We start from the raw sequence: 13,523 nt of genomic DNA on the forward strand, positions 1-13,523 counted from the left end.
TCAAGCCAAATTGTATGGTGGACATTGCCCAACTTCATGTTAAATAGTTGGATCGCTTTAAATCAGCATCCCTTTTGCGGTATGGTTTTACCCGCTATCATGTAGATACAATTGTATGCTTACCGCACAACAGGCTCTTGCCTGCGTCAGAGTGTGCCAAATGCTCTCAAATGGGTTATCAACCTATTCATGTATTTCGCTACAACCAAAACACCAAGACCGTGTTTATCCTTGCTGGTGTGACTGAGAGCCTAGAGATTCTAATTTTTTCCGATGGTCAATCGGGGTTTAACGATGACGAAGCCCAACTTTAGTAAAATGTCCCGACAAGAACTTAGAGCATATATTTTAGCTCATCGTGAAGATGATGAAGCGATTGAATCATTAATCAGACGGGGAAATCCTAATAGTCCAACATATCCATTTCCTGAGACTAACGAGGATTTGAGAAAAATGGAAGAGATACTCAAGAAAAAACTGGGTAGTAGTGGAGAGGCTGTCTAATCAGTTGAAAGGTTTGACGATAGGTTCAGATAGGGAAATCTTGCAGATATTACAACTTACTAATCACACTGATAGTATTGTGCTGCTTGCGACATATTAAATTGTAATAGCTTCTCCTGTGCCAACTTGTATCCCAAACTCGGCTTAAAAGGCGAAATATTCAAACTGCGAATAATTTCTCCCGCTACAGCCTTTGCTAGTAACGGTGGTACAGAGTTACCGACTTGTCGAAATCCGTGCCATTTGGTTACATGAAATCTAAACCAATCGGGGTAAGAATGCAATCTCGCCGCTTCCCTGACGGTGATACAGCGCGGCGTAGATGGATGAATCGGTCTCGGAGATGTGAAAGAACCCCTATACTTGTCTGTTCCGGCTCTTAAAGTATTACAGACACCAGCAGGATGCAGCTTATAAAAACGACTAATTTTTTCTCTCTCGCCTTGTTGAGTCTCCTGAAAACGTTGAATAGTTTCCGTAGAATGTTTTGTTCTTAAACTTGAAGAAAGTATTCGCAAATCATATTCTCGTTTGTAAGAATAATCATCGTCTAGGCATTTGATACCGCGAAGTACAAGAGCATAGTTGCTAGGCTTTTCGTATTCTGCCACAACCCAATCTCTTTTTAGTAACTCTGGATATTTTTCTATTTCAGGTAAATCTCCAATTGCATCCCATACTGTAGGACTCAATGGAATATCAGATATTTTTTTAGAATTTAAATTATTTAGTAAAGCTTGTTTAGTAATCGGTTGAGGATATTTCGGTAATTCTATATCCTCCCTTGCGCCTATAAGAAATAATCTCTCACGGGACTGTGGGACTCCGTAATTTGCAGCGTTGAGAATTTGGTAATTTTCTTCTACTTTATAGCCAGATATTTTAAATTCGCTAATTAAGATTTGCAGGATTTGTTTATGTTCGCCAACTGTAATCCCCCGAACATTTTCCATCACAAAAAATTTTGGTTTTAGCTCAAAAACCAGCCGATGAAAGTGAAACACCAAAGAGTTTCGGGGATCATCAACAGCCCGTTTACCAATTAAGGAAAACCCTTGACATGGTGAGCCACAAATTACCACATCAATTTCGCGATCGCCAATCTCAGAGCGATTCCTAATTTCTTCCCCGGTTGTATCCACAACGCTTTTACATAATACTGAGCAATAAGGGAAGTTAAACTCATGTGTTGCACAGTGGATCGGGTCGATTTCCACAGACGCTAGCACATCAAAACCAGCTTGCTCAAAGCCAAAAGTCATACCGCCCGCACCAGCGAATAAGTCAACTGCGATCGCTCTTTGTTTTTTCATCTCATAAGCCATGACACCCCAATCTAATTCGTAATTAACGCGCGGATAAATGCGGGTTCTAGTAAAAACAGGTGTTTTACACTTATTTTATTCATAAATAAACTGATTGATTATCTATTTTCAATTACGAATTACGAATTACGAATTACTGTCTTCTCTACGAGACGCTCCGCGAACGTAGCGGTAGCGAGTCCGCGTACTCTTACAGAGAAGCAAGCTACGCTTTTAGCGTCTGTCTGCGACACGCTGCGCGAACGTAGAGAGCGTCATTACGAATTAATTTGGTCGCATTTGCAAAATTTCTTGAGCAGCGCGATCGCACACCCCAACTTCTCCTAAACTTTGCCGCATTTCTTCATAATCTAGCAAAGTTTGCTCTCTGCGACTGGGATTGAGTAGCAGTTCCATCGCTGCTTGGATAATATTCTCTGGTGTGGCTTGCTCTTGTAAAAATTCTGGTACAATCGGCTTCATCACTACTAAATTAGGTGGCGATGCGAAGGTTATTGAACCTTTGAGGATTTTCCGAGCTATCCACGCAGTCAGACGACTGAGGCGATAAACTACAACCTGTGGCACATTTAACAGAGCGAGTTCTAGATTGACAGTACCAGATTTGCTAATAGCTAAATCAGCTGCGGCAAAAACTTCCATTTGCTGACCTGATATAACTGTCGCTCGTAAACCGTAACGCTCAATAGCCTTTTCAATTGGCTGTCTATAGACTTCCAGTGATAGGGGAATCCAGAAACGAACTTCAGGTAATTTAGCTTGAATAGTTTGGGCCGCTTGAAAAATAATTGGTAAAAGATATTTTAGTTCTTGGTGGCGAGAGGCGGGGAGGAGTGCGATCGCAATTTCTTCTGATGCAATCCCCAGTGTTGCACGAGCTGCTTCCCTACTAGGAGCATCTTGCATTCGGTCAACCAAAGGATGTCCCACCCAACTAACTTTTGCACCTTTTTCGCGAAAGTAACGGGCTTCTTGTGGGAAGATTGCCAACAGCTTATCTGTAAAACCAACAATCCGCTTAGTTCTACGCAAACTTATTGACCAAGCCCACTCTTGGGGAGCGATGTAATACACTACAGGCACATTTGGTAGATGCTGTTTCATATAAGTCCCAATTTCCAGATTGGGAGTCATATAATCGATCAGTACTACTAAATCCGGTGGATTTTGTTTTAGGGAAGCGATCGCCCGTCGTTGCACCTGGAGAGTCGGTAAAACATAAGGCAGCCCTTCTTGAATACCCACTGAGCCAATACTACTGGTATTTCCCAACAGAGTTGCCCCAGCCTCTACCATTTTCTCGCCACCCAGCGCTACAATCTCTAATTCCAACCCAATCGCCACAGCTTGACGCTTCAGCGCTGAAATTAGTAGCGACCCTTGTAAATCGCCAGAGACTTCACCAGTGCTGATAAATATCCGCATTTGATAATTGGTAATTAGTAAAAATGAGGAGTTAGGAGTTAAAAATTTAATTCATCAACTCATAACTCATAAATTATGATGTCTGGAAATTAACCACAATTCCTCATAATCCCACCCCGCCAGTTGCGCTCTTGCTCCCCTCCTCGCTTGCGGGGAGGGGTTGGGGGGTGGGGTGCTTATGGGTAATTCGACAAACATGACATATCTTACATCTCACGATTCATCACTTGCGCCTTTTTTCCCTTTACTGGGAATCAAGCCACGTCTTCCAGGCATCTGAGAAAGTAGCAGGAAGCGTCGCAGATGCTGCAATTCTTCGCTATCCCCTAACAATTCCAACTGTTCCAAAGCATCTTTAAAAGACAAATCAGAACGGTAGAGAATGCGGAAAGCTTTTTTCAGCATTTGTAAATCTGCTGAATCCATACCAGACCGTTTGAGTCCCACAAGGTTGAGGGTTCGCACCCGCGCTGGATTTCCCTCCACCAGCATATATGGGGCTACATCTCGGTCAATACGTGCCATACCCCCCACCATTGCTTGTCTACCAATATGCACAAATTGATGTACACCTAAAACCCCACTTAGCCTAGCGCGTGACTCTATATGGACATGACCAGCCAACGCCACAGAGTTAGCAATCACTACTTGGTCTTCAATCACGCAGTTATGAGCCACATGGACATAAGCCATCAGCAGGTTCCCGTCGCCAATTACGGTCGCTTCACCAGCACCGGTAGCGCGGTTAATCGTAACGTACTCACGAATCAAGTTGTTATCACCAATTTTGACCCAGGTTGGTTCTCCTACAAACTTCAGATCCTGGGGTTCCATGCCAATGGCTGCACCTGTAAAAATCTGATTTTGCGCCCCAATTTCACAAGGCCCCTCTAGCACTGCATGAGCGCCGATTATTGTTTCAGGGCCCACTTTGACATGCGCTCCAATCACAGCATAGGCACCGACTTGCACTGTATGGTGGAGTTCCGATTTCGGATGAATTACAGCAGTTGGATGAATTAGCGTTTTCAAGGGTGAATCTCCAGAACTGTCTTAATAATCCAGCGCCAGGCGGGGTTTTTGAGGCAGCGCGTTACTCTGGTTAAGAGAGTTGTACCGACTACCACCCCATTGAGGCGACTGGCGTTGTTGAGCGTGAAATATTTCAGTGAACGAAAGTGTCGGGCAAAGCAAGTTAAATGTGTTTGTGAGTGCGTCTCGTAGAGAGGGCGGCGAAAATCAAGAAATTATTCAGATGCTGTTGTGGATTTTTTAACTGTTATCCTGTTTCAGGATTCAGTAGGGGCATTTCACGGCTATACCCATACCACGAAAGCAAACTTTTAGCTAACTAAAGAAAACATTAATTCCCCTTCACAAGCAAGTTGACCATCAACTTCGGCACGACCTTGCATCTTACCGAAACGACGTTGTTTTACCCATAACAGTTCCACCGTCATTACTAGTTGATCCCCCGGCACAACCTGGCGGCGAAAGCGGACTTTATCGATACCAGCAAAGACGAACAGTCCGCCTTCTACCGAAGACATTTGAGTTAGGACAATGCCTCCAACCTGTGCCATTGCTTCAACAATTAACACCCCTGGCATCAGTGGACGTTCAGGGAAATGTCCTTGAAAATGGTGTTCGTTGATAGTGACATTTTTAACCCCAACAGCTTTTTTACCTGGCACGTAGTCAATTATTTTGTCTACAAGTAAAAATGGGTAGCGGTGGGGTAGCAATTTCTGAATTTCTTCAGATGTGAAAGTTGTTTTAATCTCAGAACTGATTGTAATCTCATTTATAGCCTGTGGTTCAGTAGATGTAGGTGTAGTCGTATCGATGGTATTCACTTCAGTAAGGATTGACATTGGCCGTGTAGTTGATTTTTTCTCTAAAAGCTGAGTAGGCAGGCGTATATCCAAAGCCTTAATAATCCAGGATTTTAAGCTTTAACTTCAATTTAAAATCTAAAATCCCAAATCTAAAATTCTCTGAGCCAGTTGAATGTGTAAATTATGACTGGCTTTATACGCTAAAAAATGAGCACGAGGAAAAGTTCCTAGTAAACTCAAATCTCCTACTAAATCCAAGATTTTATGACGGACTGGCTCATTTGCAAATCTCAACGGTGGATTTAGCCAGCCTTCTGGCCCACAAACGAGTGCATTATCTAAACTGCCACCTTTAATTAACCCTGTTTTTTGTAAGTGTTCAATTTGATGCAGTAACCCAAAAGTACGAGCAGGAGCAATTTCCGCAGCAAAGCTAGCAGAAGCTTTTCCTCGTTCAGCAGTTAGTGACCAACTATACCATTGATTACCAATAGCAGGCAGGTCAAAATCAATACCGTAACTAAAGCGGGTTTCTGGTGCTGGAAGGGCACATACAAAGGCATCACCTTGATAAACCCATAAGGGTTCTGTAATAGTCAAGGGAACTTGGTTGTTAACGGGTTGTGACACTAAGCCAACTTGGGCAATATTGGCTGTCCACACACTTGCTGAACCATCTAAAAGTGGGACTTCTGGGCCATCAATTTCAATTCGGGCATTATCCACGCCCATACTCGAAAGTGCTGCCAACAAATGCTCTACCGTGCGAACATATACCTCACCCTTACCCAACTGAGTTGAGAGAACAGTGTGACTAACTGCTGCAACTTGGGCTGGAATGATCGGCAAATCCGGTAAATCCACCCGCACAAAGTAGCGTCCACTTCCCGCCTCGGCTGGTAATATCCGCACCTGGGTATTCACACCGCTATGCAGTCCCACCCCTATTTGGGTGATTTGGGCTGCTAGAGTGTGCTGTCGCATAGCCGAAAAGTTAATATATTTCCTTTAGTATTGTTCATCGTCTGTTTTGGTAAAATCCCTGATATTCCCTGAAAAATCTCATTAATCCCTTTATCGGAACAGTATTGAGGTAAATGTAAAAATTAGCAAGCTCATTAGGAAAAAGAATTGTCATTAGTCCTTTGTGATTCACTAATGACCAATGACTAATGACTAATTAAAATCTTTCGCCAATACCAAAATTAATCCGGCTATCACCATCATCGTTTATACCGTAGTCAATCCGAATTGGCCCCAGTGGAGACTGGACGCGAACGCCAAGACCATAACCATAGCCACTGCCATTTTTGTTCAACACTTCAGCGGCCCTACTACTAGTTCCCAGGTCACTGCCGAGATCAAAAAATAGTGCGCCACTGACTACTGAAAAAACTGGAAACCGATACTCAACTGATGCTTGCACATAAGAGCGTCCACTACCTAATGCTCCTTCTTCATAACCCCGGACGGAGTTGCTACCTCCAAGGGTAAAAGCTTCGTAGGGGGGCAAGTCACCGAGAATGGTTCCTGCTTGCAGGTTAAATGCTAAGGTTTGTGCCCCTTTGCTGAGGCTAATCAGCTTAATGGGTAAATATTGGCTGTAGCTACCCCGCAATCTGGTTAGAAAGATGTTGCCTAACCCTACAGGGACTGACTGATCGACTCCAAAGCGGAGATAAGAACCGCTAGTGGGTTGCAGCGGGTTATTACGGAGATCGCGCTGTGCCCCTACTTGAAACAGTAATAAATCGTCTTGACCGCCGCTAGAGAGAGTCAGTGGAATTTCCTCACTGATACGGCTTCCATTATCATCATCAAATACCGCTCCTGTTTTTCTAAGATTGCCATCAGCATCACGGGCAGAAACTCGTTGATACTGTAAACCCGCTGAGGCAGTCCAGACAGAAGTTTTATAAGGATTGGCAGACAAGGGACGGGTAAAGGTGACACCACCGCCTACACGGAGAATGCGGGGGCGATCCTGAGAATCTACATCGGTGGGATTATCTGGATTAAACGTCCTAATGTCTTCATCTTGACCATCGAAAATTAAGGAAATAGAACTGCGGCGGAAGATATTGGTTGTGTAGGAAGTCCGGTAAGGATCTCCTGCGATCCAGGGGTCGGTATACCGCACGTCAAACAGCAGTTCCCGTTCTCCCACCTGTATTTCTGTCCCCAGTTTTTGGTTCCTACCGTTCAGGTTTTGCTGTTGATAACTTACTGTTCCAAAAAGTCCGCTAGCAGAACTAATCCCTGCCCCAGCCGCAATAGAACCGCTGCTACGTTCAGCTACATTCACAACTACATCCACTTTGCTGGGGTCAGTACCAGGGTCAAGGGACACATTCACATCTTCAAACAGTCCCAGCCCATACACGCGCTGTAGGTCTTTTTGCACTGTATTGCGATTGAATACTTGTCCTGGCTTCAACTCCACTTCTCGTGTAATGATATAATCCTGTGTCCGTCCCCGGATTGGTTGTCCCTTTTCGTCTGTTTCCTGACCATCTTTGTTGCGGAACCGGACTCTAATGTTTTCTACTACCCCTTCTGCTACTTGTAAGGTAACAACTCCGTTTTCAGAGACTTGTGGCGCTCCAATCACGTTAGCTAGGACGTAACCTTGGTCTTGATACCGCTTGTTTAACTGCTTGATGCCTTCTTGCAAGTCACGCAAATTGAGGATTTTGCCATACTGCTCCCGAAATACCTCATCCACAGTGTTAGCTGGTAGTACAGAAGCGACACCAGTTCCAGGATTGGCTTGCACTTCTACTTTATTGAGGACGGGGTTAGGCTGCACAACAAAGCTCACCCGCACTCCCAAGGGGGTATCTTCTGGCGCTGCTTGGACGTTGGAGAAGAAGCCAGTACCAAAGATGGCGTTAATATCTTCTTGCAGTTGGCTGCGGGTTGTCGTTTGCCCTGGTTGGGTACGAATTACTCTGTAAACTTGGCTTTCCAGTTCTGGTGATAGTTGGCCAGCCTGGGATCTAACTACTACTTCCGATACCAGTACGCGGGGATCGTTAGCTTCTGGGGCTGTGTTGGGTTGAGTATTGCCCGGAGTTATGGGTGGATTAACATTCTGCGGACTGGGAGTAGTGCCTGGGAATGGAGTATTGCCCGGAGTTGTGGGTGGATTAACGTTCTGCGGACTGGGAGTAGTGCCTGGGAATGGAGTATTGCCTGGAGTTGTGGGTGGATTAACGTTCTGCGGACTGGGAGTAGCGCCTGGGAATGGAGTATTGCCTGGAGTTGTCGGTGGATTAACATTCTGCAGACTGGGAGTAGCGCCTGGGAATGGCGCAGGTGTTCTTTGTTGACTAGCTGGGGGGGGAATATCTGGAGTAGCTGATGGTTCTGGATTTGTGGGTAATAAAGGTTCTGTTGTCGGTGGATTTACATTTTCTGGAACTGGAGTGGTCTCAGGAGTTGGAGAAGGCGTTGGTTGTTGAATTTCCGGCGGTGGAATGTCTGGAGCCGGAGACGGCTGTTGAGTAGGGCTAGGATTAATTTGAGGGGTTTGTGCAGTTGTTGATGTTGTGGAGGTTGGCACAATTACCTTTGGGGTCGCACTTGCTGCTGGGTTGGCAGGGTAAATTGCGACGACGCGGGATTGGGGACGCTCTGCCTCTATAGTTCCTGTAGATTTAGGTTGAGATTCTAGACTTTTACTAGAGTTAACCTGACCAGTGTCCTTTTCTGAGTGTTGATTTTTTTCTAGTGTCAAAACTTCTGTTGTCTGTTTGGAATTGTTGGCGGTTTCTGCATTCGCACTCAATGAGCCACCTAAAGGGGCTACAATTGCTACTGCTGCCAGCAATACGGGAGATAAACGCATTTTACTTATATTCCTCTTCACGACCACACACACACCATCACAAGGCAATAATGCCCTTATGCCAAAGGTAAAACTCAAAACATAATTTTTTTCTTTTGCTTTTTTACTTTACAAGGCAAAAGGCAAAAGGCAAAAGTTAAATATAATTCCTTCTGACCTTTTGGTTTTTACCTGGTTAGCTTATAGTTTCTACTGCTTTTAGCACTCTTTGTAAAACCTCCTGGTAGGCATCCTCTACATTTCCTAAGTCTCGGCGAAAGCGATCTTTGTCCATTACCCGGCGGTTTGAGTCCTTTTCTGCGGTATCCCACAAACGGCAGGTATCGGGGCTAATTTCATCTGCCAAGAGCAACTGCTGTTGTGAGTCCAAACCAAACTCTAGTTTGAAGTCTACTAGGGTAATGCCACACCGCTGCCAAAAGTTATTGAGAAATTCATTGATTTGCAATGCTAGATGTGTAATTGCGTCTACTTGTTCCGCAGTCGCTAGTTCTAGCAGGTACAAGCGATCGCGTGTCAACAAAGGATCTCCTAATTGATCGTTTTTGTAATAAAATTCAACCAAAGGCTGTTTCAGAATTGTACCCACTGGTAATCCTGTTTGCTGACACAGACTGCCAGCAGCAATATTTCTGATCACTACTTCTAAGGGTAAAATCTTTACAGCCCTCACCCGCATTTGATTCGGGGCAGGGCTATCAATAAAGTGAGTCTTTATACCATAAGCCTCCAACTGTTTAAAAAGCTGACTAGAAATACTACAATTAATTTTTCCTTTACCTTCGATGCTGCCACGCTTTTGGGCGTTAAACGCCGTGGCATCGTCCTTAAAATCAGCCAACAAGACTTCTGGATCGTCGGTTCTATAAAGAATTTTCGCTTTGCCTTCGTATAACTTAGAATTAACAGACATAGTGGCAGGTAAAGTTTTAGGCGATGGACAAAAGTTGTCCTTTGAGGCTTCACCATTTTATCTTTAGTTATTAACTATTAGCCATTGGTAACTATTTAAGAGGAAGCAGGGGCAAGATAAAATAATTAATAACCAATGCCCAGCCCAATTTCCTCTTCTCGATTGCTGCTTAATAGCCTGTTGCCAAAAATTTAGAACTAAATCTCTAACTTTTAACAGAGGACAATTAGCTTTTATATATAGTATGTTTACCTAAGTAGTTTTACTAACAGGAATTTAATTATTTTTAAAGGAAAATTTACAAATATATACTAGTATGTTTTAATAATTTGTACCTCAAGGTTTGGACTGAAGCTAATTACAATTTAAACTTCATAAATTAAGATGAGATAAATTAATAACCGGGAGGAAAATCAAATAGTCTCTTTAGTTACTTTAGGGACAAATTTTTTTGTAATATTTACAACATTAAGTATTTCAAGCTTTATCTTCTAGTCGCAAAATCTGAATCAACCAATTCCTGCATCCAATTGCAAAAGGAGTTAGATGATTTGATTTCCCCTAATCTGACGAAAAAAAGATTAGGTTAGCTAGTAAGCTTCAGAAATCCAAACACAAGGTGAATTGAATAAATGGAGAAAAAAATAGTGAACAAGGATGATTTTCTCTTCCCTCGCGGTCGCTACTACGGTCAGGTTAAGCCAGAAAACTTGGTTTTTAATGCAAATCTACAGGAATTTGCTCAACGGGTAAGTTACATTTGCAACTTAGAAACAGGTGGAAAAGTGCCTCCAGGTGCAGCTTACGAACAAATAAAGGATCTATGGAAACAGTTGAAACGCTCCAAAAAAGAGCTAGGAATTGGCGAAGATCCGTTTCAGGATGACCAGGGAGAGGCTCAAGGTTGAATGGGCAATGGGGGATGAGGTATTGGAAACTGACTAATGACAAGTGACAAATGACTACTTAGTAAGCATTGTCCAGACACCATCCCAGGACTCTGGAGGCGGCATTTGTTGGTAATTACGCGCACGCTCTAGGTGGATATCAACAGCTTGGTCTTGGGGTTGGATAGATTTGGCGGACTTGAAACAAGCGATCGCTTGTGAGAAGTTGCGCGATAAATAAGCATCGCGTCCAGTATGATAGTGAAATAAAAACTCTTGAGTGTTGGCATCTAGAGGAGTAGTGCGATCGCCAATTAACTCGTAGATATTAACTGCCTGGTGTTTCCCTTTAGCTCGGATTTTATCTAACTGGCGCACCCAAATGCGATCGCTGCACAATTTGTAAGTAAATTCACTTAAAATAATATCACAACTGTGATCTTTAGTTACCGCTTCCAAGCGCGAACTTAAATTTACACCATCTCCAATGACAGTGTAATCCATCCGTTTGCGGGAACCAATATTACCCGAAACCACATCCCCAGAACTAATCCCAATGCCAATACGAATTTGCGGCTGCGCCTGGATAATTCGCCGTTGGTTAAATTCCTCTAAGCGGCGTCTCATATCTAACGCTGACTGCACAGCCCTCCAAGCATGATTTTCTGTCAATGGTAGCGGCGCACCAAATACCGCCATTAAGGCATCACCAATAAATTTATCGAGAGTGCCTTCGTGGTTAAAAACCGCCTCCACCATCGTTTCAAAATACTGATTGAGCAGCAATACCACCTCAGCTGCACCGAGATTTTCTGTAAGTGTTGTGTAGCCCCGGATATCAGAAAACAAGATAGTTACTTCCTTCCGTTCGCCTACCATTAAAGCATCTTCCCCTAGTGCCATAACTTGTTCAGCGACATGGGGCGTCAGGTAGCGGGACATGGTAGTTTTCATCCGTTTTTCCTGAGTAATGTCTTCTAAGACCACCAAACCACCGCGTACACCGCCTTCTGGATTAGTCAGGGGATTAACAGTAAGATTGATATTGCGCTCTAATGTTTGTACCTCATTAAAAGTGAGAAACTCAGATTGGGGAGTCAGAGGTTGATTCCAGGGAATAAAAATATCGGGGTTAGTGCGATCGCGCAGTGCTAAAATTGAGTACTGATTCCTAAGTCCTGTTAGCGGTAGCGGAGCGTTTAGCCCGTCCTGATTTTCACTCAGCACTTGGTAAAGTCCCAGCATCAAACTTTGCTCTGGCACATAATGTTTAGCTCCAGTTTTTAGACTATCTTCTAGTCGCATTTGGAGATTTTCAATTGGCACAACTTCCCAAACTAGGCGACCAATCAAATTTTGTTCCCACAAAAGCTTGTTGTTCTTACTATTAGCGTCTCCTATCGGACAACCCAGCAACTCTAGGGCTGCATCATTAATCGTGACAATCTGTCCTGCCATATCTGTAGAAATCACAGCATCTGACAGACTTTGTAAAATATCTTTTTGATACTGTTTTTCTAACAACACATTTTCAAACAGCCGAGCATTTTCTAAGGCAATTCCGGCCTGATTATTAAAAGCCCGCATAAACTCTTCATCAGAAGCAGTAAAACTACTTTGTTGCTTATTAATTAATTGTGTAACGCCAATCAACTCATTTGCAGAATTAAATACTGGTAAACATAAGATATTACGAGTTATATAACCAGTTTTCTTATCTGTACTCGGATCAAAGCGGGGGTCTTTATAAGCATCAGAAATATTTAAGGCTTCACCAGTGGAAGCTACATATCCAGCTATGCCACAGTTAGCAGGAATGCGAATTTCTATCAAGTTTGTGCCATCTGCTGCCACTGCAACTTTTGTCCAGAGTTCGTTTAGCTCTTTACGATATAAAAACAGTGTGCTGCGGTCTGCTTGCATTAAAATTCGAGCTTGCTCCATGACTATCTGCAAAGTTGCTTCTAAATCTAAACTTTGCCCTAGTGTCTGAGTTGCCCGCAATAAAGCCGTTGCGCCTCTTTGATTACGAGCCGCTACATAAAAAGATTGGCAGCTTTTCAGGATAATACCAATTGAAGCTGCAAAGTCTCGAAAACGTTCTTCATCATCATGATTAAACGGAACATTCCCAGTTTTATTAGCTAGTTGCACTACCGCTACAGTCTGGTTTTTGCTACTAATAACGGGCATACATAAAATATTACGGATTTTGTAGCCCATTTGTTTTTCAAGTTCTGGGCTAAATAGTGGATGAGTATAAGTTTCAGATATGTTGAGATATTGACCTGTACTGGCAACATGGCCAGGGATACCCACTGTAATGGGAGTCCGAATTTCTAAGAATTTTTGGGTATTATCTTGAGGAACTTTTGACCACAGTTGACCTTTGTCATAGTCAACTAAAAAAATAGCTGTGTGTTCTGCTTGGAGAATTTGACCAATTTTGAGTGTGATAGCTTCTAATACCTTCTCCAACATAGTTTCTAGAGCTTCATTATTGATCAGTTCAATAGCTCTCAGAAATTGCTGGAACTCAGCAGTTATAAAGTCGAGTAAGCAAACAAATTCATTAACAGATAAGTCTTTGACGCGACGCAGTAGGGCGTGAGTACGATTAACTTGAGTCAGTTCAGTTAATGTAGCCAAGACGCTGCCAGGGTTGGGGAGTGTCATGGTAATTTTAGATTTTAGATTTTAGATTTTAGATTTTGGGCATAGGGCATTGGTTATTAATTCTTCTCCCCCTGCTCCCCCTGCTCCCTCATCTCCCTCATCTCC

11 protein-coding genes are annotated in these 13,523 nt (G+C 43.3%); 3 read left to right on the forward strand and 8 right to left on the reverse strand.

Annotated features, from left to right (window positions below):
* Nucleotides 1-170 precede the first annotated feature (170 nt).
* Nucleotides 171-314, forward strand: coding sequence for a DUF6888 family protein (locus V7L12_RS16015; RefSeq protein WP_335085536.1), 144 nt, complete (start codon nucleotides 171-173; stop codon nucleotides 312-314).
* Entirely contained in the window at nucleotides 295-504 is a 210-nt protein-coding gene (locus V7L12_RS16020; protein WP_335085538.1) for a DUF6887 family protein, read from the forward strand. The genes V7L12_RS16015 and V7L12_RS16020 overlap by 20 nt, the downstream gene beginning before the upstream one ends.
* 59 nt (nucleotides 505-563) lie before the next feature.
* Here V7L12_RS16020 and V7L12_RS16025 read toward each other — a convergent pair whose 3' ends face one another.
* The 7 genes from V7L12_RS16025 to purC form a co-directional block, all read right to left on the reverse strand.
* Nucleotides 564-1,817 carry a DNA cytosine methyltransferase gene (locus tag V7L12_RS16025; protein ID WP_442947893.1) on the reverse strand — a complete coding sequence of 418 codons (1,254 nt, stop codon included), beginning with the start codon at nucleotides 1,815-1,817 and terminating at the stop codon, nucleotides 564-566.
* 276 nt (nucleotides 1,818-2,093) lie between these two features.
* The gene (gene lpxB / locus V7L12_RS16030) at nucleotides 2,094-3,254 is read right to left on the reverse strand and encodes a lipid-A-disaccharide synthase (protein WP_335085543.1); all 1,161 of its coding nucleotides are present in this window, start codon (nucleotides 3,252-3,254) and stop codon (nucleotides 2,094-2,096) included.
* Nucleotides 3,255-3,467: 213 nt separating this feature from the next.
* Nucleotides 3,468-4,286, reverse strand: coding sequence for an acyl-ACP--UDP-N-acetylglucosamine O-acyltransferase (gene lpxA, locus V7L12_RS16035; RefSeq protein WP_194046773.1), 819 nt, complete (start codon nucleotides 4,284-4,286; stop codon nucleotides 3,468-3,470).
* A 311-nt stretch (nucleotides 4,287-4,597) separates the two neighbouring features.
* Complete coding sequence (gene fabZ, locus V7L12_RS16040; RefSeq protein WP_335085546.1) at nucleotides 4,598-5,128, reverse strand: 3-hydroxyacyl-ACP dehydratase FabZ; 531 nt, start codon at nucleotides 5,126-5,128, stop codon at nucleotides 4,598-4,600.
* 99 nt (nucleotides 5,129-5,227) lie between these two features.
* Nucleotides 5,228-6,076 carry a UDP-3-O-acyl-N-acetylglucosamine deacetylase gene (gene lpxC / locus V7L12_RS16045; RefSeq protein WP_335085548.1) on the reverse strand — a complete coding sequence of 283 codons (849 nt, stop codon included), beginning with the start codon at nucleotides 6,074-6,076 and terminating at the stop codon, nucleotides 5,228-5,230.
* Between the two features lie 196 nt (nucleotides 6,077-6,272).
* Nucleotides 6,273-8,942 (reverse strand): BamA/TamA family outer membrane protein, encoded by a 2,670-nt coding sequence (locus tag V7L12_RS16050; RefSeq protein ID WP_335085550.1) that lies wholly within the window; start codon nucleotides 8,940-8,942, stop codon nucleotides 6,273-6,275.
* 175 nt (nucleotides 8,943-9,117) lie between these two features.
* On the reverse strand, nucleotides 9,118-9,855 hold the full coding sequence (gene purC, locus V7L12_RS16055; RefSeq protein ID WP_335085553.1) for a phosphoribosylaminoimidazolesuccinocarboxamide synthase: 738 nt from the start codon (nucleotides 9,853-9,855) through the stop codon (nucleotides 9,118-9,120).
* A gap of 632 nt (nucleotides 9,856-10,487) precedes the next feature.
* Here purC and V7L12_RS16060 point away from each other — a divergent pair.
* Nucleotides 10,488-10,763, forward strand: a complete 276-nt coding sequence (locus V7L12_RS16060) for a DUF7219 family protein (protein ID WP_335085555.1) — start codon at nucleotides 10,488-10,490, stop codon at nucleotides 10,761-10,763.
* Between the two features lie 54 nt (nucleotides 10,764-10,817).
* Here the strand turns inward: V7L12_RS16060 and V7L12_RS16065 are convergent, their stop codons facing one another.
* Nucleotides 10,818-13,418: a GAF domain-containing protein gene (locus V7L12_RS16065; protein ID WP_335085557.1), complete on the reverse strand. Its 2,601-nt coding sequence runs from the start codon at nucleotides 13,416-13,418 to the stop codon at nucleotides 10,818-10,820.
* Between the last annotated feature and the right edge of the window lie 105 nt (nucleotides 13,419-13,523).

Origin of the sequence: Nostoc sp., from assembly GCF_036918245.1 — a bacterium.
In the GTDB taxonomy this organism is placed as follows: domain Bacteria; phylum Cyanobacteriota; class Cyanobacteriia; order Cyanobacteriales; family Nostocaceae; genus Nostoc.